The sequence below is a fragment of the Pseudomonas sp. PME37.24/025 genome (assembly GCF_055556615.1).
Genome location: NZ_JBVHNK010000003.1, coordinates 488,777 through 508,158, shown reverse-complemented (window position 1 = coordinate 508,158; position 19,382 = coordinate 488,777). Strand labels below are relative to the sequence as shown.

The window sequence follows — 19,382 nt, the reverse complement described above, 5'->3', positions numbered from 1 at the left end:
CGTCGCTCGCTCGACATAATCTGTCGCTTCGTCGTCATAAGCTGTCGCGCCTCTGTAAATTGTCCTGCATGAGCGGTAGACTTGACGGCTTTCCGTAGAACCCCGTGGAGTGATGGCATGGCGGACGTAAACAAGGTCGTTCTGGCGTATTCCGGCGGCCTGGACACTTCGGTGATCCTCAAGTGGCTGCAGGATACTTATAACTGTGAAGTAGTGACCTTCACCGCTGACCTGGGTCAGGGCGAAGAGGTCGAACCGGCCCGCGCCAAGGCACAGGCCATGGGCGTAAAAGAAATCTACATCGACGATCTGCGCGAAGAATTCGTGCGCGATTTCGTGTTCCCGATGTTCCGCGCCAACACCGTTTACGAAGGCGAGTACCTGCTGGGTACTTCCATCGCTCGTCCGTTGATCGCCAAGCGCTTGATCGAAATCGCCAATGAAACCGGCGCTGACGCCATTTCCCACGGCGCGACCGGCAAGGGCAACGACCAGGTTCGTTTCGAACTGGGCGCCTACGCATTGAAGCCAGGCGTAAAAGTGATCGCTCCGTGGCGCGAATGGGACCTGTTGTCCCGCGAGAAGCTGATGGATTACGCCGAGAAGCACGCGATCCCGATCGAGCGTCACGGCAAGAAAAAATCCCCGTACTCGATGGATGCCAACCTGCTGCACATCTCCTATGAAGGCGGCGTGCTGGAAGACACCTGGACCGAGCACGAAGAAGACATGTGGAAATGGACCGTCTCCCCGGAGAACGCTCCTGACAAACCGCAGTACCTGGAACTGACCTACCGCAACGGCGATATCGTCGCACTGGACGGCGTCGAAATGACCCCGGCCACCGTGCTGGCGACCTTGAACCGTATCGGTGGCGAACACGGTATCGGCCGTCTCGACATCGTCGAGAACCGTTACGTGGGCATGAAGTCCCGTGGCTGTTACGAAACCCCTGGCGGCACCATCATGCTGCGCGCTCACCGTGCGATCGAATCGATCACCCTGGACCGCGAAGTGGCTCACCTCAAAGACGAGCTGATGCCTAAATACGCCAGCTTGATCTACACCGGTTACTGGTGGAGCCCAGAGCGTCTGATGCTGCAACAGATGATCGACGCTTCCCAGGCTCATGTGAACGGCGTAGTGCGCCTGAAGCTGTACAAGGGCAATGTGATCGTCACTGGTCGCAAGTCCGACGAGTCGTTGTTCGACGCCAACATCGCGACCTTCGAGGAAGATGGCGGCGCCTACAACCAGGCCGACGCGGCGGGCTTCATCAAGCTCAACGCCTTGCGCATGCGCATCGCGGCGAACAAAGGTCGCAAGCTTTTCTGAGACTTTTGAGGCGGTAATGGATTTGTGGCCTTGTTGATGACAAGGCCACAAATCTGAAAGGGGGGCTGCTGCATAATGCGTATTCGCTTTCTTCTTGTTTCTGCTAACCGTTCCTTCTGCTTCCTGTCCTTGATCTAGCTTCAAGGACTGTCTTCTGATGTGTGGCCATTCAATACCTAGCCCACAACCGTCACGCCCTGTGAACTCAAGTTGTAGGAAATACAGAATGTTGAGCTGTTCTGTTTCTTTATTTGTTTCCAGTGTTTGAGTGTATTGTCCTTCAGTAATTTATCCGAGTCGGTACACGTGAGAAATACAATCACTTGTGCAGGATTATCCGGAGGATGCTGAATACTTTCCACCAAGGCGATTAACGCCATTTTTTTGTGTATCCACCGCGCATCAACGATGTGCAGATCCTTTAGGGGAACAGGCAGGCGCACATGGTGTGGCGCCGAGCGTTCGTGCGTTACCCCGGATGGGTTGTTTTCCGAGTGATCAGCGTTGTCCATGACTTTTATGAAATGTTCTTCCTTCTCGAAATCGGAGGGCGCGTAAAGCGACCGATAGTTGAAGTTGAGTGTGGCAAAGAAAAGAAAAAGTAAATAAAAGGGGAAACTAATCAGAAACCAGACATAGAGCGCTCTCTCCTCGTTATCAAGAAAGGGGAGAGATACAGCGGCCGAAGTTTCAGATAATGCTGCAAAGATTGCAATGATTGTCATCGGGTTGGTGATTTTTTTTCTGAGTTTTATCATGTTTTCTGCTCATGAAGTATGTGTTTTCTCGATGGGTTTGTGGGATTGATAATAACTAATATATTAGGTTTTTCTGCTGTTATGGTGAACTCTTTTTTTTGCTCCAATAATGGAGGCTGTTATAGTAACTGTGTTGTTGTGAAGGGGCGTGTGTGGCTACTTGTTTTTTTAGGTTTGTAGGGGTGTGTTATTAGTGAAATGTTACGGTGTGTGAGTTTCTTCTTTGTTATTTGAGTCGGGTCGCGAAGAGTATTGGAAAATGCCCGTTACTTTTAAGGGTAGCTCAATAGTCGATGTGTGTTGGATTATCGGCATCAAACCCTGTTTTTGTGTTTTTTTTGTTGTAAAGCGATACAAAAAAATGTCGAAGCGTTGAGCGACATTGGGCCAGTAAAGTCTCTGGCTCTTCGTGTGGCAATGAATTTTTGTAGGAGAAATCCGCGTTGTTTGTAGGCCATGTCTCTCGCTGCGAGTGGCCGGAGGTGACGGCATGCCATGGGTGAAACGACTAGGCTATGGTGCGGGCTCTAAAAATTCGAACAGCGAAAATTGGACTTGCCCATGAATAAAGTGCTGATCGTGGATGATCACCCCGTCATTCGTCTTGCGGTACGTATGCTAATGGAACGTCATGGCTACGAAGTCATTGCAGAAACAGATAATGGTGTGGACGCATTGCAACTTGCCCGTGATCTTATGCCGGATATTGTTATATTGGATATTGGGATACCAAAGCTGGATGGGTTAGAGGTTATCGCGCGCCTGACGTCGACGGCGATGCCTCTTAAAGTACTGATATTGACGTCCCAGGCGCCAGGGCACTTTTCCATGCGTTGCATGCAATCGGGTGCCGCCGGATATGTCTGCAAACAACAGGATCTCACTGAGTTGCTCAGTGCAATAAAAGCGGTGCTGTCAGGTTACAGTTACTTTCCTAATCAGGCTCTGCATACCGTGCGCTCCAGTCTTGGGAACGTCAGTGAAGCTGATATGGTGGATCGTTTGTCCGGGCGGGAAATGATGGTCTTGCAACAGTTGGCTCGAGGAAAGACAAACAAGGAGATCGCCGATGGAATGTTTCTCAGCAATAAAACCGTCAGTACTTACAAGACACGTCTTCTATTAAAGCTCAATGCTCGCTCACTGGTCGACCTGATCGAATTGGCCCAACGCAATGGCCTGGTATGACGCTGCCAGCGTTTGACGAGGCGCGATGAACGGGCATTTATCAGGGGTCGGCACTTAGTAAAAAGCCTCCGTTTCGGGAGGCTTTTAAGTGTCACAGGTCAAAATCGTAATCGGCCAATTGCTTCTGCAGTCGGCGCTCCTCCAGCAGATTGTCGATGGTGCGGCGTTTGCTCAGGTTGGTCTTCGCCACTTCCACTACCGGTTCTGCGTCATCGGCCTCAACGGGGGTGAAGTCGTCTTCTACGTCCAATTGCTCTTTGCCAGTGCTCATAAGGTTAACTCCAGGCTAAGGCTGCCCTTTGGCGCTCCTTATATCGACAATTTCCCGGCGGGTAAAAAAGATTTTTTCAATCGATCAATCAAAAAAACTAATAGCGCCTCAATCGTCCGAGGTCTTTTGCTTGTATTCGCACAAATCCTCGATCCGGCAGCTGCCACACCGCGGCTTGCGGGCCAGGCAAACGTAACGCCCATGAAGAATCAGCCAGTGATGAGCGTCGAGCAGATATTCCTTCGGCACGAATTTCATCAGTTTTTGCTCCACCTCAACCACGTTCTTGCCCGGAGCAATGCCGGTACGGTTACTGACCCGGAAAATGTGAGTGTCCACGGCCATGGTCAGCTGACGAAAGGCGGTATTGAGCACCACGTTGGCGGTCTTGCGACCGACGCCGGGCAATGCCTCCAGTGCCTCGCGGGTCTGCGGCACTTCGCCTCCATGGCGCTCCACCAGCAAGCGACAGGTTTCGATCACGTTTTTCGCTTTGCTGTTGAACAGGCCGATGGTCTTGATGTACTCCGACAGCCCTTCGACGCCCAAAGCATGGATCGCCGCTGGCGTATTGGCCACCGGGAACAGTTTGGCGGTGGCCTTGTTCACGCCGACATCGGTCGACTGCGCCGAGAGAATCACGGCGATCAGCAATTCGAACGCCGAGGAATAGGCCAGTTCGGTCTTCGGTTCAGGGTTGTCTTCGTGAAACCTGCGGAAAATTTCAAGACGTTTTGCGGCATTCATGGGCGATGCGTTTCCTCGAAGGCGGTCAATGTGGGGCAGCCGGGCAGCGGGTCCAGGCTTGATGTGCGGCGATCAACAGTCCCAGCAGAATAAACCCGCCAGGGGCCAGCGTGGCCAGATGCAGGCCACCGTCGGCGATCAGTGTCCAGCCTTGCCAGTCTGGTTGCACGGCACCGGCCATCCAGGACAGATGGCTAGCGAGTGTCCCGTTGCCGATGAACTCGCGAAGCAGGCCCAAGCTCATCATCAGGGCGCCGAACAGGCCACACTGACGCAGGCGATCACTCGGTGGCCTCAGGAAAAAACCGTTGTGTTCCAGCACGACGCATTGCAAGGCGATCAATCCTGTGTAGAAACCCAGATGCTGGTGCCATTGAAGCGACCAGGCTTGCATGGCAAGTTCCGCGCAACTGGTCAGCGTGGCAGCCAGCAGCAGGCAGGCCAGCAAATGCATTGCCGGAATCAGTCGCGAGCGCAACGCGCCCATGCTCACACCGTAAGCACTCAGCACCAGGGCGAACATCAGCCACAGTCCCAGGGCCGTTACCAATGAATCAGTGACGCCGATCAACGGCGTAAGCATCAGCGAGTTCTGCAGGGGCGATGACTTATTCATGAGCGCTGCTCCCGATCAGCGGTTGCCGGTGTTCGTCGAAGTAGCGCAGCGCGTCATGGGTGGCATTGATCACCGCTCTTGAGGTGATGGTCGCGCCCGCGATCTGATCGAATTGCCCTTGGTCCTTTTTCAAGGCCCAGCCATTGTCATCGGGGTCGGTTAGCGACTTGCCGGTAAACACCTGAAGCCAGGCATTGGGCCAGTCGGCGAGCTTGCCTCCCAGCCCCGGGGTTTCCGATTGCTTGAGGGTTTTGACCCCCACTAACTTGCCCTGGGGGTCGATGGCGATCAGCAAATCGATGGCGCCGGCGTAGCCCAGTGTCTGGCTGCGCAGCAACACAGCGCTCGGTTGGCCGGCCTTGGAGACCAGGTAGCCCCCCAGCAGTGTGCTGTTGGCCATGCGAGTGCTTTCGAGGCTGAGGGGGTGTTCCAATGGCTGATTGTCGTAACTGTCGGGTGGTAGCAGATCCAATAACTGACGGCTGTCGATCAGGCGTTGCTCGGCGGCGATGCGCGCGGCGCTGGTGTGCTGCACGAGGTAAGTCGCGCCCATCCCCAGGCCTGCCAGCACTACCAGAATCACAACGCTCGTCGCTCGGTTCATGGGGCAACCTGTTCCTGTCTGGAGGCGGCAAACCGCTCCAGCGCCGGTACACAGAGGTTCATCAGCAGAACCGCAAAGGCCACGCCGTCCGGATACCCGCCCCATGTCCGAATCAGATAAGTCAGTAACCCCACGCCTGCGCCGAACAGTAATCGGGCAGTGGGGCTTTTCGCACCGGATATTGGTTCTGTCACGATGAAGAAGGCACCCAGCATGCTCGCGCCGGTGAGCAGATGAAACAGTGGCGAGCCATGAGAGTCGGAGCCCGTTCCGTTCCAGCATAACAGGCTGATGATGAACAGGCTGGCGAGCATGCCGACCGGTGCATGCCAACTGAATACCCGCCGCTGCAGCAGAAACGCACCGCCAGCCAGAAACGCCAGGTTGACCCATTCCACACCTCGGCCGCCAAAACGGCCGAATGCCGGATTGCCGGCGAACAGTTCTTCCATGGTCAGGCTTTTGTTGATGCGCAGACTGTCCAGCGCCGTGGCCTGAGCCCACGCATCGGGTGTCTGACCGAAGCTGAAGCCGAACACCTGTTGCAACCCACCGAACAAATCCATGCCATGGGACGCCGGCCAATGGGTCATTTGCTGGGGAAACATCACCAGGACCAGCGCGAAACCGAGCATCGCCGGATTGAACGGATTCTTGCCGACGCCGCCATACAAGTGCTTGCCGAAAAACAGTCCGAACGCCGCAGCACTGACTGTCAGCCACCACGGGCAATAAGGCGGCAAGGCCAGTGCCAACAGAGTTGCACTGACAAGGGCGCTGCCATCGCTCAACGTCGGTTTTACCGGTTGCTTGCGCAGCTGCAACACCGCCGCTTCCACGGCCAGTGCAGTAGCCACCGTCAGAATCAGGTTGATCAATACGCCCCAGCCGTACAGCCAAAACAACATCAGCATCCCCGGCACAGTGGCCAGCAAGACCAGCTTCATGGCCTGCTGAAGGCGATCGTCCACCGATTCAAGGGGTGACATAGGCATCCACCTGACGCTCGGCTTCGCTGAGCGCATGTTGCAATGCTTCGATCTGTTCGGCCGGCGCCTCGCTTGTTTGAGCTTTCTTGAGTTCGGCGCGGCGCATGGCCAGCTGGATCTTCGCCCGTTTCAGCTCGGCATCTTTTGCCGGGGCAGGTGGTGCAGAAACCGGCGGTGCGCTGCTCTCCAGTTGCGCCAGCGCCTGTTCGGCGGCTTCGAACTGCTGTTGCAGCACGATCAGCTGCGATTGCTGTTCGAAGGTTGGCGGATGCCCGAAAGCCTTCAGCGATTTGTTCAATTGCGCCCGACTCATTGCCAGATCGACCTTGGCCTTTTTCAGTGCCGCATCGGCATTGGCGGCCTTCTGTGCGCGGACGCGCTCGAGTGCGGCCTGAACCGGGTCGAGCGTCACTTCGCTGGGCTGCACAGCACGTTGGGCACGGGCCTGGCGTTCGGCGAGTTTCTGTTGCTCTTCGCGATGCAGTCGGGCATTGCGCTGTTCGAAACGGCGTCGCGCGTGATTGCGCTTGGCGGCCCGGGCCTGTTGTTCCTCCGGGCTGAACGCCAGCCCGCCGACAATCGGCAGCACCGTGGCCAGCGGTAACGGATGCATCTCGATGCAATCCACCGGGCAGGGCGCCACGCAAAGGTCGCAACCGGTGCATTCGTCGACGATGACCGTGTGCATGAATTTCGCCGCTCCGACAATGGCGTCGACCGGACAGGCCTGAATGCACTTGGTGCAACCGATGCATTCGGCTTCACGGATATAAGCGATCTGCGCCGGTGCCGAACCGCGACTGACGTCCAGTTCCAGCACCGGCACTTTCAGCAAGTCGGCCAGGGCCGCGATGGTTTCGCTGCCGCCCGGTGGGCACTTGTTGATCGGCTCGCCGCTGGCGATGCCTTCGGCGTAGGGTTTGCATCCGGGGTGGCCACACTTGCCGCATTGGGTCTGCGGCAAGAGGGCGTCGATGCGTTGAATCAGACTCATGTTTTGATCAGCCCGCTGAATCCGAGAAAAACCACCGCGATCAATCCGGCGCCGATCAATTCGATCGGCAGGCCGCGAAAGGGCAGGGGGATATCGTTGTCGAGTGTGCGCTGGCGCAAGTCGCTGAACAGACTCAGCACCAGCCAGAAACCCAGCCCGGCGCCAAGGCTCAGGGCTATGGCGTGGAAAATTCCCTTGTCGTCTTGAGCGTTGAGCAACGTCAGCCCAAGCACCCCGGCATTCCCCAGCAGCAGGGGCCAGAGGCCATCGAATGAATGCTTCGCCAATAAACGTGAAAGCAGCTTAAGCAGCGGGCCGATCAGCAGAACGCTCAACGGCAGGAACACGAACAGACGCAGCGACGTCAGCCCCAACGGCACCAGTAGCCAATGATAGAACGCATAGCCAATCGTGCCGACGATCAGCATCAGACACGTCGTCGCGATGCCCAGTGCGTGGACCTGTGGCCGCTCGCTGCCCAGCACCGGATCGACGCCCAGCGGCCAGTGCAACACGAGGTTGTTGATCAGGGCAGCGCTGATAAGCGTAAGAAGCAGTTCGGTCATGATCGTGCCGGCAAAAGGAGGCCTGTCTAACAAGGTTAGGCATTATCCGGCAAGGAAGGAGGGTGGGCCAGACATGAAAATCCCACAGTCGCGCCGGGCACGACTGTGGGATCGGTTTACCGCAGGGTTTTACTTGATGCGCTGACCCGGCTTGGCGCCGCTGTCGGGGCTCAGCAGGTAGATTTCTTCCCCGCCAGGACCTGCCGCCATCACCATGCCTTCGGAGATCCCGAATTTCATTTTGCGGGGCTTGAGGTTGGCGATCATCATGGTCAGGCGACCATTGAGCTTGGACGGGTCCGGGTAAGCGCTCTTGATCCCGGAGAACACGTTGCGTTGCTCATCACCGATGTCCAGGGTCAGGCGCAGCAGCTTGTCGGCGCCTTCCACGGCTTCGGCCTTGATGATCAGCGCCACGCGCAGGTCTACAGCGGCGAAGGTGTCGAACTCGATCTCTGGCGACAGCGGATCCTTGGCCAGTTCACCATTGCCGACGGGTGCCGCTTGGCCGGTGTCGGTTGCGCTGGCGGTCAGGTCTTCTTTCGAGGCGTCGGTCATGGCTTGCACTTTTACCGGGTCGATGCGGGTCATCAGCGGTTTGAATTCGTTCAGCTGATGGTTGCTGAGCAAGGTGGCGTGGTCGTTCCAGGTCAGCGGTGCGACATTCAGGAACGCCTCGGCATCGGCGGCCAGCAGCGGCAGCACTGGTTTGAGGAAAATGACCAACTGGCGGAACAGGTTGATACCCAAGGCGCAAATGGCCTGGACTTCATCCTGCTTGCCTTCCTGTTTGTTCAGCGACCACGGCGCCTTGTCGGCGATCCAGGCGTTGGCGCGGTCGGCCAGGCCCATGATTTCGCGCATGGCGCGGGCAAAGTCGCGAGCTTCATAGGCTTCGGCAATGCTTGGCGTTGCGGCCAGGAAGGCATCGGTCAGTTCCGGCGCGGCGTTACCGGCTACCAGTACACCGGCGTTGCCTTTATGGATGAATCCGGCGCAACGGCTGGCGATGTTGACGACTTTGCCGACCAGGTCGGAGTTGACCTTCTGCACGAAGTCTTCGAGGTTCAGGTCCAGGTCATCGACGCCACGGCTCAGCTTGGCGGCGTAGTAGTAGCGCAGGTATTCCGGCGACAGGTGATCCAGGTAAGTCCGTGCCTTGACGAAAGTGCCGCGGGACTTGGACATCTTCTGGCCGTTGACGGTCAGGTAGCCGTGTACGTTGATGCCGGTCGGTTTGCGGAAACCGGCGCCTTCAAGCATGGCTGGCCAGAACAGGGCGTGGAAGTTGACGATGTCCTTGCCGATGAAATGGTACAACTCGGCGGTGGAATCCTTGCCCCAGAACGCGTCGAAGTCCAGTTCCGGACGGCGGGCGCAGAGGTTCTTGAAGCTGGCCATGTAGCCGATTGGCGCATCCAGCCACACGTAGAAATATTTGCCTGGCTCGTCGGGAATCTCGAAACCGAAGTACGGCGCATCGCGGGAAATGTCCCACTGTTGCAGGCCGGCATCCAGCCATTCGGCGATCTTGTTGGCCACGGCTTCTTGCAACGTGCCGCTGCGGGTCCAGGCTTGCAGCATTTCCTGGAAGTCCGGCAGCTTGAAGAAAAAGTGCTGGGAATCCTTGAGCACCGGCGTGGCGCCGGAGATTGCCGACTTCGGATCTTTGAGGTCGGTCGGCGCGTAGGTCGCACCGCATTTCTCGCAGTTGTCGCCGTACTGGTCTTCGGTACCGCATTTCGGGCAGGTGCCCTTGATGAAGCGGTCGGCCAAGAACATTTTCTTTTCCGGGTCGAAGTACTGGGTGATCGAACGCTGGGCGATGTGCCCGGCGTCGCGCAGCTTCAGGTAGATCTGGCTCGACAGCTCACGGTTTTCTTCAGCGTGAGTGGAGTGGAAGTTGTCGAAGTCCACCAGGAACTCGGCAAAGTCGGCGCTGTGTTCAGCCTGGACGTTGGCGATCAGTTGTTCCGGGGTGATGCCTTCCTTTTCCGCGCGCAGCATGATGGCCGAACCGTGGGCGTCGTCGGCGCAGACATAAATGCATTGGTTACCGCGATGCTTCTGGAAGCGCACCCACATATCGGTCTGGATGTATTCCAGCATATGGCCGAGGTGGATCGAACCATTGGCATAGGGCAGGGCGCTGGTGACGAGGATCTTGCGTGGCTCGGACATGGGGCTCGGCTACTTGATGAAACGGAGGTCGGCCACTATAAAGCGCTGGCGCATATTTTTCACCCTTCGGGCCTGTTTCCGGATGCATCGACCCTGAAAAAAGTGGTGATGAGTTTGCTGGGTGCAAGAGGGCTTTTGTGGCGAGGGAGCTTGCTCCCGCTGGGTGGCGAAGCCGCCCCAACCTCTGCAACCCGGTTCCGACAGAAGGAACGCATCAACGTGATTGCGGCTGCTGCGCAGCCGAGCGGGAGCAAGCTCCCTCGCCACAGGGATGTGTTTGTCACAAATCATCGTGGGGCATGCCGTCTATGATGTAGAACGGTTAGGATACCCGCCTGATTTTCCAGTCTTGCTATCGGAGTTGCCCATGAGCGCCGTCAATCGCGCAGCGGTGGAAGCCGTCCTTCGCCAGTACACCGACCCTTACCTGAACCAGGACCCGGTCAGCGCCGGATGCGTGCGCAGCATCGACATCCAGGGTGATCGCGTCAGCGTCCAGCTGGAGCTGGGTTATGCCGCCGGTTTGTTCAAGAGCGGCTGGGCGCAATTGCTGCAACTGGCCATCGAAGGCCTGGACGGCGTCGTCACCGCGCGCGTCGAGATCACCAGCGTGATCGCCGCGCACAAGGCTCAGGCCCAGATTCCAGGGTTGGCCAACGTCAAGAACGTCGTGGCCGTGGCATCCGGCAAGGGTGGCGTGGGCAAATCCACCACCGCTGCCAACCTCGCGTTGGCGCTGGCCCGTGAAGGCGCCAAAGTCGGGATTCTCGACGCGGATATCTATGGCCCGAGCCAAGGCATCATGTTCGGCATCCCTGAAGGCACCCGACCAAAGGTCAAGGATCAGAAGTGGTTCATTCCGATTGAATCCCATGGCGTCGAAGTAATGTCCATGGCCTTCCTGACCGACGACAACACGCCGATGGTCTGGCGCGGGCCGATGGTGTCCGGCGCCCTGTTGCAACTGGTCACGCAAACGGCCTGGGGCGATCTGGATTATCTGGTTATCGACATGCCGCCAGGTACCGGCGATATCCAGTTGACCCTGGCGCAGAAAGTCCCGGTGGCCGGTGCGGTAATCGTGACTACCCCGCAGGATCTGGCATTGTTGGACGCGCGCAAGGGCGTGGAGATGTTCCGCAAGGTCAACATCCCGGTGCTGGGCGTGGTGGAAAACATGGCCGTGCACATCTGCTCCAACTGCGGGCATGCCGAGCATCTGTTCGGTGAGGGTGGCGGTGTGAAGCTGGCCAACCAGTACGGTGTCGAACTGTTGGCTTCGTTGCCACTGTCGATGCTTATTCGCGAACAGGCCGATGGCGGCAAGCCAACGGTGATCGCCGAGCCCGACAGCCAGATTGCGATGGTTTACCAGGAGCTGGCCCGCCATGTCGGCGCGCGGATTGTGTTGCAGGAAGCGGCAACGCCGGCGATGCCGAACATCACCGTCAGCGACGATTGATTGGGCAAGGGGCAAGCTTCGCTTTTGTGGCGAGGGAGCTTGCTCCCGCTGGGTGGCGAAGCCGCCCTAAAATCAGCAACCGTGGTTTATCAGGTGAAACTCGGTTGACGGTTTTTACGACTGCTGCGCAGCCGAGCGGGAGCAAGCTCCCTCGCCACAGAGAGCATGCTTGCCACAGGTTCGGTGCCAACCTTAAATCCGCAACCCGCCATCCAATTCCAGAATCCGACCGGTGTAGTAGTCGTTCTCGAAAATGTAGGCCGCCGACTGGGCGATCTCTTCAGGTTTACCCATGCGCTTGAGCGGAATTCCCGACGTCATTTTCTCCAGCGCTTCGGGCTTCATGCTCAGGGTCATCTCGGTTTCGATGAAGCCCGGCGCAATGCCCGCCACGCGAATGCCATAACGTGCCAGTTCCTTGGCCCAGGTCACGGTCGCCGCAGCGACACCGGCCTTGGCGGCGGAGTAGTTGGTCTGGCCAATGTTGCCGGCGCGCGAAATCGACGAGATATTGATGATCGCGCCGCTGTTGTTCAGCTCGACCATTTTTGCCGCGACTTCACGGGTGCACAGGAATACGCCGGTCAGATTGACGTCGATCACCGCCTGCCATTGGGCCAGGCTCATCTTGGTCATTTCGCCGTCCTTGACCTTCAGCAGCAGGCCGTCGCGCAGAATGCCGGCGTTGTTGATCAGGCCATGGATCGCGCCGAAATCGTCGGCCACCTGGGTGACCATGTGGGTCACTTGCTCTTCATCGGCGACGTTGCACAGGTAGGCGCGGGCCTCGACACCTTTGGCCTTGCAAGCGGCGACGGCGGCGTCGAGTTTTTCCTGGTTCAGGTCCACCAGCGCCAGCTTCGCGCCTTTGCCTGCGAGATACTCGGCCATGGAACGGCCTAAACCCTGGCAACCGCCGGTGATAATGATTACTTTGTCAGTGAGTTGCATTCTCATAGCCCCATAGCAGATCGGAGTGGTTTTCCTTCTATTCTAGAGGGCCTCTCGATCTGAGCCTGATATGGCTTGGCTGCACATGAGAACTGCCCCTATGGCGTGCTGGAACTTTTACCCAGACGCCTGTCCGTTTTTTTGACGGATTCTATATAAGGAGTCATAAATTGAGCGTTGTAGTGGCTAAGCATGCCCGAGAATTGCTTCTCAAGGAATACCGTGGAGTACTCTCGACGCACTCCAAAGCGATGCCCGGTTTTCCGTTTGGCTCCGTGGTTCCCTACTGCCTGGATGAGCAGGGCCGGCCGCTGATCCTTATCAGCCGCATCGCTCAGCACACTCACAACCTGCAGAAAGATCCGAAATGTTCGCTGTTGGTGGGTGAGCGTGAAGCCGAAGACGTACAAGCCGTTGGTCGCCTGACCTACCTCGCCGAGGCAGAAAAGCTTCAAGACCCCGCAGCCATCGAAGCGGCCGCCGAGCGTTACTACCGTTATTTCCCCGATTCGCAGAACTATCACAAGGCCCATGATTTCGATTTCTGGGTGCTCAAACCGGTACGTCACCGCTACATCGGCGGCTTCGGCGCGATTCACTGGCTCGATCAGTTGACCCTCGCCAACCCGTTCGCCGGCAAGGCCGAAGTCAGCATGGTCGAGCACATGAATGCCGATCACGCCAAAGCCATCGCCCATTACGTGGACCTGGCGGGTCTGCCGAAAACCGCCCCCGCGCAATTGGCCGGCATCGACACCGAAGGCATGCACTTGCGCATCGGTCAGGGGCTCTACTGGCTGCCGTTTCAAACGCCCTGTAATACGCCGACACAAGTCCGGGAAGCCTTGGTTTTCCTGGCTCACGCCGAGCATTGGCCGAAAAATGAAGTGGCCGACGCTTGAATTCACGAAACGGCGACGTCATCTAGGGAAGACTGGCAAGGCATTCTTGCGTTGAGGAACCATTTGATGCGCCCTTTTTTATTGCTCTTTGTACTGTTCCCGGTGTTGGAGCTGTTCGTATTCGTCAAGGTTAGCGGGGCGATCGGGTTTTTCCCGGCCCTGCTGCTGATCATTCTCGGCTCGATGCTCGGCGTGTTCGTGCTGCGTATCGCCGGTCTGGCAACTGCACTGCGCGCCCGTGAAAGCCTGAACCGCGGCGAGCTGCCGGCTCAGACCATGCTCGAAGGCCTGATGCTGGCCCTGGCTGGCGGTCTGTTGATCCTGCCGGGCTTCGTCACTGACGTGCTGGGCTTGATCATGCTGCTGCCGATCTCTCGTCGTTTGCTGGCCAATAAAATGCGCCAGCGCGCCGAAGAAGCGGCGATCCGTCAGCGTGCGTTCGCCGACGACCTTCAGCCACGTGGCGGTCCTGCGCCGCGGCAGCCACTGGGCCGAGAGCCCAACGTGATCGAAGGCGAGTTCGAACACCGCGACTCCAAGTAAATCGTTTCACCTACACGGCACCTTCGGGTGCCGTGTTCATTTCGGGTCATCGATGTAAAAAATTTCGATCCCGGCCCTTGTAATAAGCTTATGCGCCCTTATGTAACGGTCACCGCAAGGTTTCTGGCAATCATGCCAGACAGACTTCCGCGGTTCGCTTGACGAACCGCACCCGGCACCGCCGGATTTGTTAAACCCGCCGGGAATACACCGGCCGATGAAAACCACAATTAGGAGAGATCGACAATGAAGCTTCGTCCTCTGCATGACCGCGTCGTCATCCGTCGCAGCGAAGAAGAAAAGAAAACCGCTGGCGGTATCGTCCTGCCAGGTTCGGCTGCTGAAAAAGCCAACAGCGGCGAGATCCTCGCTGTCGGTACCGGCAAAGTGCTGGATAGCGGTGAAGTGCGTGCACTGGCCGTCAAGGTTGGCGACAAGGTTGTGTTCGGTCCTTACTCCGGCAGCAACACTGTGAAAGTCGACGGCGAAGACCTGCTGGTAATGAGCGAGAACGAAATCCTCGCCGTTATCGAAGGCTGATTCCCCGCTCATTTTCCCGCTACTACAAAGTATTTAAGGAATATCGATCATGGCTGCTAAAGAAGTTAAATTCGGCGATTCCGCCCGCAAGAAAATGCTCGCCGGTGTCAACGTCCTGGCTGACGCAGTAAAAGCGACCCTGGGCCCTAAAGGCCGTAACGTGATCATCGAGAAGAGCTTCGGCGCTCCGACCATCACCAAGGACGGCGTTTCCGTTGCCAAAGAAATCGAGCTGAAAGATCGCTTCGAAAACATGGGCGCGCAGCTGGTCAAAGACGTTGCCTCCCGTGCCAACGATGACGCAGGCGACGGCACCACCACCGCTACCGTTCTGGCTCAATCGATCGTCAACGAAGGCCTGAAAGCCGTCGCTGCCGGCATGAACCCGATGGACCTGAAGCGCGGTATCGACAAAGCGACCATCGCAATCGTCAAAGAGCTGAAAGCCCTGTCCAAGCCTTGCGCTGACACCAAGGCCATCGCTCAGGTTGGCACCATCTCGGCCAACTCCGACAGCTCCATCGGCGACATCATTGCCGAAGCCATGGAAAAAGTCGGTAAAGAAGGCGTGATCACCGTTGAGGAAGGCTCGGGCCTGGAAAACGAACTGTCGGTTGTTGAAGGCATGCAGTTCGACCGTGGCTACCTGTCCCCGTACTTCGTCAACAAGCCGGAAACCATGACCGCCGAACTCGACGGTCCGCTGATCCTGCTGGTAGACAAAAAGATCTCGAACATCCGCGAAATGCTGCCAGTACTGGAAGCCGTTGCCAAAGCCGGCCGTCCATTGCTGATCGTTGCCGAAGACGTTGAAGGCGAAGCCCTGGCGACTCTGGTTGTGAACAACATGCGCGGTATCGTTAAAGTCGCAGCCGTCAAGGCTCCAGGCTTCGGCGACCGTCGCAAGGCCATGCTGCAGGACATCGCTGTTCTGACTGGCGGTACCGTTATCTCCGAAGAGATCGGCCTGAGCCTGGAAAGCACTACCCTGGAACACCTGGGTAATGCCAAGCGCGTGATCCTGTCCAAAGAGAACACCACCGTGATCGACGGTGCCGGCGTTGAGGCTGACATCCAGGCTCGCGTTCTGCAGATCCGTCAGCAAGTGGCTGACACTTCGTCCGACTACGACCGTGAAAAACTGCAAGAGCGTCTGGCCAAGCTGTCCGGCGGCGTTGCAGTGATCAAGGTTGGCGCCGGTTCCGAAGTTGAAATGAAAGAGAAGAAAGCCCGCGTTGAAGACGCCCTGCACGCTACCCGTGCAGCCGTTGAAGAAGGCGTGGTACCTGGCGGCGGCGTGGCACTGGTTCGCGCTCTGCAGGCTATCTCCGAGCTGAAAGGCGACAACGATGACCAGAACGTTGGCATCCAGTTGCTGCGTCGCGCTGTTGAAGCGCCGCTGCGTCAGATCGTTGCCAACTCCGGCGACGAGCCAAGCGTAGTAGTCGACAAGGTCAAGCAGGGTTCGGGTAACTACGGTTACAACGCTGCTACCGGCGAATACGGCGACATGATCGAAATGGGTATCCTGGACCCGGCCAAAGTGACTCGTTCGGCTCTGCAAGCGGCGTCGTCGATTGCCAGCCTGATGATCACCACCGAAGCCATGATCGCCGAGATCAAGGAAGACGGTCCAGCTGGCGGCGGCATGCCAGACATGGGCGGTATGGGCGGCATGGGCGGCATGATGTAAGCCAGCCTCACCCCGTACATAAAAACCCCGTCTGCGCTAAGCAGGCGGGGTTTTTTATTGTCTTCATTTTGGTAGGTCTGGAGACCGAGTCGCGCCCATCGCGGGCAAGCCACGCTCCCACAGTGGATTGCGTTAAACCTGTAGGAGCGAGGCTTGCCCGCGAAGGCGTCAGCTCAGACGCTGACAGGTTCCGCGTTGGCTACTCGCTCAGCCTTGGAGGCCGGTCGATAGAGGATGAAGTAATACGCCCCCAGACAAATCAGCCAGCAGAAAATCGCCGTCCACACGTTGTGCGAAAAGAAATGCGCGCCCTGCATCATCCGGCTGATGGAGAACACCGAGCCCAACGCGAAGGCGAAGACAAACGCCTTGCGCGCCAGACGCGGACGACGGTCGCGCAACACGAAAAACAGCGCAAACAATGTGAAGCCAGTCGCCGCATGACCACCGGGCCAGCAGCGGCCCGGCTTGTCGGTGTGCGGGCGAGGGCTGAGCAGTTCGCTGTAGGTTTCGTGCCCGCCGAATTGCTCCAGACTCCATGGGCATTGCACTGCGGTCACGGCTTTGACCGGAGTGACGAACGACGTCGCCAGCGCCAGAGACAACACCAGGCAACCCAGTTCACGCTTGAACGGTTTGAGCCGGTCCATGAAAAAGGAGCCAATGAAGCCCAGGATGGCGAACACCGAAAAGGCGATGACCAGTTGCTTGGCCCGGTCATGCAGGATGTCTTCCAGGAAGTAACTGTGCCGGCCGATGAACGCCCCGGCAACCGGGTCGTAGAACAGCCTGGCAAGGTCCATGTCCAGGGACGTCAGTTCGAGCAACAGCAGGGTGATCGCCGCAATGGCGGGCACTCCCAGGCATAGCCAAAAGTTGAGCGGGCGAGACTCGGGACGGACAGCAGTTGATGACATGGTGGATCCTGAACGAAGGAAAAAGCCCCGGGGCATCAGCCCGGGGCTATTCGGTTAACGTACGCTGATTTGCTCGGCACCCTCCTTGGGCGCTTTCCAGCCAAGCAGCTGTTGCTTGAAGCCATAACTGGCGGTTTGGTAATAGGTGATGGCGCGGGCAATCAACGGATCGCTGACGGTGGCCCGGGACTCGCGACTCTCGGTCAGAGCTTCATCATGCAGGCGCAGCCCTTGGCGAGGACTCAGAATCGCCAAATTCTTGCCGTCGAACAAGCCCAGATGCTGGTAATTGCCAACGACCACGCGGGGCGGCAGTGGATTGTCCTGCAGCAAGTTGCGGCCGAAGAAGGTCGATTGATAGTCCAGGTTCAGCAGACCCAACAAGGTCGGCGCCAAGTCAATCTGGCTGGCCAGTTGTGCGGTTTCCCGAGCGTCGATGAGTTTCGGTGCATAGATGAACAACGGAATCTGGTAGTTGCTGATCGGCAAGTCTTCCTTGCCAGCGCTACCGGCCGTGTGGTCGGCGACGAAGACGAAGATTGTATTGTCGAACCACGGCTTTTTGCGCGCCTGATCGAGGAACTGACCAATGGCGTAGTCGGTGTACTTCACCGCGCCGTCGCGACCGTTGCCGGATTTGATATCGATCCGGTTGTCCGGGTAGGTATAAGGACGATGGTTGGAGGTGGTCATCAGTTGCAGCAGAAACGGCTGTTGTCTGGCGTAGTCGGCGTCAGCCAGTTTCAGGGTCTGGTTATAGAGGTCTTCGTCAGCCATGCCCCAGGCGTTCTTGAAGTGAATCTCTGACTCATCGACGCTGCTCTGATCGACGACACGATAGCCGTTGCCACTGAAGAACGCGTTCATGTTGTCGAAGTAACCGCGTCCGCCATAGACGAATACACTGTCGTAACCCTCGGCGCTGAGTTGCTGGCCGAGGCTGGCGAAACCGCTTTCGCGACCCACACGCTTGACGATCGAACGCCCAGGGGTTGGCGGGATCGCCAGGGTAATCGCCTCAAGACCGCGATCGGTGCGGGTGCCGGTGGCGTAGAAGTTATTGAAGTACAGGCTCTGCTTGCGCAAGGCATCAAGGTTGGGTGTCAGGTTACGGTCGTTGCCGTTGCTGCCCAAGTACTTGGCGCTGAAGCTTTCAATGGTCACCAGCACAATGTTGGGTTTACGCACAGTTCCCGGGTTGTCGATCATCCGGCGAATGTCCTGCGGATCTTCGCCGATGAAGCGTGCGTTGGGTTCGCTTAATTCAGCGCGAATCTGCCGTGCTACGACTGCCGGCGGCAGGCTGCTGTAGAACTGTGGGTAATCCAGTTCATTGTTGCGGAATGCAGCAAAGAACTGATACGGCCCATTGCTCGCCAGTTCGTTCTGATAGGCGTTACCGCCTTGGGCGCGCGGTGAATCCTGACTGAGCAGTTGCAGGCTCAGCCCCGCGACGATCAACAGACCCAGTGCATTCAACAGGCGCCCGCGCAGTGGTGCCAATGGAGCGTCCAGCGCGGCATTGAAAGGTTTGCGCAACGCAAAACTCAGGGCGATGGCCAACACTGCGAGGATGCTCAGCAGTGTACCGATCGGGTAGGACTCCAGCAGGTTGTTCAGCACTTCGTCGGAGTACACGAGGTAATCGACGGCGATGAAGTTAAAGCGCACACCGAATTCATCCCAAAACAGCCATTCGGCCACGGAAGTGAACAACATGGCGAACAGGCTGACGGTCAGCAGTCCCTGAAGAACCCAGCGGTGGCCACGGCGGCGCCACAAGGCCGGCGGGCAGAGCAGCAAGTAGAGGCCCATCGGCAGCGCTGCATAGGCAATAAAGCCCAGGTCGTAAAGCAGGCCGACGCCGAACACTGACAAGAATCCGCTACCGGCTTCATCCAGGTGAGTGAGCAACAGAACCGTTCGGGTCAGGAAGAAAATCACCAGCCAGACGCTGGTCACGAGCAGCAGAAAGCGCATTGGCGCAGTCTTGAAGAAGTCCATTGGATTACATTCCCTACTATCAATTGCGCGAGATTCTCCCCCGATCACTGTAGTCAGCTTGTGAATCGATAGTGAAAAACTTGTTATCCCCATAGTTTGGTTGAACGAGTTGATTCTAAGG

19 protein-coding genes are annotated in these 19,382 nt (G+C 57.6%); 7 read left to right on the top strand and 12 right to left on the bottom strand.

Annotation, left to right across the window (positions count from 1 at the left end; all coding sequences use genetic code 11):
- The first annotated feature begins 117 nt into the window (after positions 1-117).
- Positions 118-1,335 carry an argininosuccinate synthase gene (locus ACZ3HH_RS08320; RefSeq protein WP_017738284.1) on the top strand — a complete coding sequence of 406 codons (1,218 nt, stop codon included), beginning with the start codon at positions 118-120 and terminating at the stop codon, positions 1,333-1,335.
- A 176-nt stretch (positions 1,336-1,511) separates the two neighbouring features.
- On the opposite strand, the gene ACZ3HH_RS08315 is transcribed toward ACZ3HH_RS08320, so the two are convergent.
- A complete protein-coding gene (locus ACZ3HH_RS08315) occupies positions 1,512-2,093 on the bottom strand; it encodes a hypothetical protein (protein WP_465803931.1) in 582 nt (193 codons plus the stop codon).
- Positions 2,094-2,654: 561 nt separating this feature from the next.
- Here ACZ3HH_RS08315 and ACZ3HH_RS08310 point away from each other — a divergent pair.
- Entirely contained in the window at positions 2,655-3,281 is a 627-nt protein-coding gene (locus ACZ3HH_RS08310) for a response regulator (protein WP_465803929.1), read from the top strand.
- A gap of 91 nt (positions 3,282-3,372) precedes the next feature.
- Here ACZ3HH_RS08310 and ACZ3HH_RS08305 read toward each other — a convergent pair whose 3' ends face one another.
- The 8 genes from ACZ3HH_RS08305 to metG all read right to left on the bottom strand — a co-directional run bounded on the left by ACZ3HH_RS08305 (position 3,373) and on the right by metG (position 10,249).
- A complete protein-coding gene (locus ACZ3HH_RS08305; RefSeq protein ID WP_007898493.1) occupies positions 3,373-3,552 on the bottom strand; it encodes a PA3496 family putative envelope integrity protein in 180 nt (59 codons plus the stop codon).
- 108 nt (positions 3,553-3,660) lie between these two features.
- Positions 3,661-4,299: an endonuclease III gene (gene nth, locus ACZ3HH_RS08300; RefSeq protein ID WP_253553524.1), complete on the bottom strand. Its 639-nt coding sequence runs from the start codon at positions 4,297-4,299 to the stop codon at positions 3,661-3,663.
- Positions 4,300-4,324: 25 nt separating this feature from the next.
- Entirely contained in the window at positions 4,325-4,915 is a 591-nt protein-coding gene (locus tag ACZ3HH_RS08295; RefSeq protein ID WP_465803927.1) for an Rnf-Nqr domain containing protein, read from the bottom strand.
- Entirely contained in the window at positions 4,908-5,519 is a 612-nt protein-coding gene (locus ACZ3HH_RS08290; protein WP_465803925.1) for an RnfABCDGE type electron transport complex subunit G, read from the bottom strand. The genes ACZ3HH_RS08295 and ACZ3HH_RS08290 overlap by 8 nt, the downstream gene beginning before the upstream one ends.
- Positions 5,516-6,508 (bottom strand): RnfABCDGE type electron transport complex subunit D, encoded by a 993-nt coding sequence (locus tag ACZ3HH_RS08285; RefSeq protein ID WP_465803924.1) that lies wholly within the window; start codon positions 6,506-6,508, stop codon positions 5,516-5,518. The genes ACZ3HH_RS08290 and ACZ3HH_RS08285 overlap by 4 nt, the downstream gene beginning before the upstream one ends.
- Positions 6,495-7,502, bottom strand: coding sequence for an electron transport complex subunit RsxB (gene rsxB / locus ACZ3HH_RS08280; protein WP_465803923.1), 1,008 nt, complete (start codon positions 7,500-7,502; stop codon positions 6,495-6,497). The genes ACZ3HH_RS08285 and rsxB overlap by 14 nt, the downstream gene beginning before the upstream one ends.
- Entirely contained in the window at positions 7,499-8,068 is a 570-nt protein-coding gene (locus ACZ3HH_RS08275) for an Rnf-Nqr domain containing protein (RefSeq protein WP_465803922.1), read from the bottom strand. The genes rsxB and ACZ3HH_RS08275 overlap by 4 nt, the downstream gene beginning before the upstream one ends.
- A 129-nt stretch (positions 8,069-8,197) precedes the next feature.
- Positions 8,198-10,249 carry a methionine--tRNA ligase gene (gene metG / locus ACZ3HH_RS08270; protein WP_465803920.1) on the bottom strand — a complete coding sequence of 684 codons (2,052 nt, stop codon included), beginning with the start codon at positions 10,247-10,249 and terminating at the stop codon, positions 8,198-8,200.
- A 367-nt stretch (positions 10,250-10,616) separates the two neighbouring features.
- Here metG and apbC point away from each other — a divergent pair, with 367 nt between their 5' ends.
- On the top strand, positions 10,617-11,711 hold the full coding sequence (gene apbC / locus ACZ3HH_RS08265; protein WP_008069516.1) for an iron-sulfur cluster carrier protein ApbC: 1,095 nt from the start codon (positions 10,617-10,619) through the stop codon (positions 11,709-11,711).
- Positions 11,712-11,903: 192 nt separating this feature from the next.
- Here apbC and ACZ3HH_RS08260 read toward each other — a convergent pair whose 3' ends face one another.
- The gene (locus ACZ3HH_RS08260) at positions 11,904-12,662 is read right to left on the bottom strand and encodes an SDR family oxidoreductase (protein ID WP_465803919.1); all 759 of its coding nucleotides are present in this window, start codon (positions 12,660-12,662) and stop codon (positions 11,904-11,906) included.
- Positions 12,663-12,832: 170 nt separating this feature from the next.
- Between ACZ3HH_RS08260 and ACZ3HH_RS08255 the strand changes: the two genes are divergently transcribed.
- The 4 genes from ACZ3HH_RS08255 to groL all read left to right on the top strand — a co-directional run bounded on the left by ACZ3HH_RS08255 (position 12,833) and on the right by groL (position 16,340).
- A complete protein-coding gene (locus tag ACZ3HH_RS08255) occupies positions 12,833-13,564 on the top strand; it encodes a HugZ family pyridoxamine 5'-phosphate oxidase (protein ID WP_465803918.1) in 732 nt (243 codons plus the stop codon).
- 66 nt (positions 13,565-13,630) lie between these two features.
- The gene (locus tag ACZ3HH_RS08250) at positions 13,631-14,107 is read left to right on the top strand and encodes an FxsA family protein (protein WP_465803916.1); all 477 of its coding nucleotides are present in this window, start codon (positions 13,631-13,633) and stop codon (positions 14,105-14,107) included.
- A 246-nt stretch (positions 14,108-14,353) separates the two neighbouring features.
- Positions 14,354-14,647 carry a co-chaperone GroES gene (locus ACZ3HH_RS08245; RefSeq protein ID WP_090180803.1) on the top strand — a complete coding sequence of 98 codons (294 nt, stop codon included), beginning with the start codon at positions 14,354-14,356 and terminating at the stop codon, positions 14,645-14,647.
- Positions 14,648-14,696: 49 nt separating this feature from the next.
- A complete protein-coding gene (gene groL, locus ACZ3HH_RS08240; protein WP_008155543.1) occupies positions 14,697-16,340 on the top strand; it encodes a chaperonin GroEL in 1,644 nt (547 codons plus the stop codon).
- Between the two features lie 173 nt (positions 16,341-16,513).
- Here the strand turns inward: groL and ACZ3HH_RS08235 are convergent, their stop codons facing one another.
- Positions 16,514-17,257: a phosphatase PAP2 family protein gene (locus ACZ3HH_RS08235; protein WP_465803915.1), complete on the bottom strand. Its 744-nt coding sequence runs from the start codon at positions 17,255-17,257 to the stop codon at positions 16,514-16,516.
- 54 nt (positions 17,258-17,311) lie between these two features.
- On the bottom strand, positions 17,312-19,261 hold the full coding sequence (locus ACZ3HH_RS08230; protein ID WP_465803913.1) for an LTA synthase family protein: 1,950 nt from the start codon (positions 19,259-19,261) through the stop codon (positions 17,312-17,314).
- Positions 19,262-19,382 lie beyond the last annotated feature (121 nt).

Bases quoted from the DNA above. Each gene is read 5' to 3' on its own strand.
- rsxB (WP_465803923.1), bottom strand. From the start codon at position 7,502: ATGAGTCTGATTCAACGCATCGACGCCCTCTTGCCGCAGACCCAATGC.
- ACZ3HH_RS08290 (WP_465803925.1), bottom strand. From the start codon at position 5,519: ATGAACCGAGCGACGAGCGTTGTGATTCTGGTAGTGCTGGCAGGCCTG.
- ACZ3HH_RS08310 (WP_465803929.1), top strand. From the start codon at position 2,655: ATGAATAAAGTGCTGATCGTGGATGATCACCCCGTCATTCGTCTTGCG.
- ACZ3HH_RS08295 (WP_465803927.1), bottom strand. From the start codon at position 4,915: ATGAATAAGTCATCGCCCCTGCAGAACTCGCTGATGCTTACGCCGTTG.
- ACZ3HH_RS08245 (WP_090180803.1), top strand. From the start codon at position 14,354: ATGAAGCTTCGTCCTCTGCATGACCGCGTCGTCATCCGTCGCAGCGAA.
- ACZ3HH_RS08250 (WP_465803916.1), top strand. From the start codon at position 13,631: ATGCGCCCTTTTTTATTGCTCTTTGTACTGTTCCCGGTGTTGGAGCTG.
- ACZ3HH_RS08235 (WP_465803915.1), bottom strand. From the start codon at position 17,257: ATGTCATCAACTGCTGTCCGTCCCGAGTCTCGCCCGCTCAACTTTTGG.
- ACZ3HH_RS08230 (WP_465803913.1), bottom strand. From the start codon at position 19,261: ATGGACTTCTTCAAGACTGCGCCAATGCGCTTTCTGCTGCTCGTGACC.
- ACZ3HH_RS08305 (WP_007898493.1), bottom strand. From the start codon at position 3,552: ATGAGCACTGGCAAAGAGCAATTGGACGTAGAAGACGACTTCACCCCC.
- ACZ3HH_RS08320 (WP_017738284.1), top strand. From the start codon at position 118: ATGGCGGACGTAAACAAGGTCGTTCTGGCGTATTCCGGCGGCCTGGAC.
- ACZ3HH_RS08315 (WP_465803931.1), bottom strand. From the start codon at position 2,093: ATGATAAAACTCAGAAAAAAAATCACCAACCCGATGACAATCATTGCA.
- ACZ3HH_RS08260 (WP_465803919.1), bottom strand. From the start codon at position 12,662: ATGCAACTCACTGACAAAGTAATCATTATCACCGGCGGTTGCCAGGGT.
- groL (WP_008155543.1), top strand. From the start codon at position 14,697: ATGGCTGCTAAAGAAGTTAAATTCGGCGATTCCGCCCGCAAGAAAATG.
- metG (WP_465803920.1), bottom strand. From the start codon at position 10,249: ATGTCCGAGCCACGCAAGATCCTCGTCACCAGCGCCCTGCCCTATGCC.
- nth (WP_253553524.1), bottom strand. From the start codon at position 4,299: ATGAATGCCGCAAAACGTCTTGAAATTTTCCGCAGGTTTCACGAAGAC.
- ACZ3HH_RS08275 (WP_465803922.1), bottom strand. From the start codon at position 8,068: ATGACCGAACTGCTTCTTACGCTTATCAGCGCTGCCCTGATCAACAAC.
- ACZ3HH_RS08285 (WP_465803924.1), bottom strand. From the start codon at position 6,508: ATGTCACCCCTTGAATCGGTGGACGATCGCCTTCAGCAGGCCATGAAG.
- apbC (WP_008069516.1), top strand. From the start codon at position 10,617: ATGAGCGCCGTCAATCGCGCAGCGGTGGAAGCCGTCCTTCGCCAGTAC.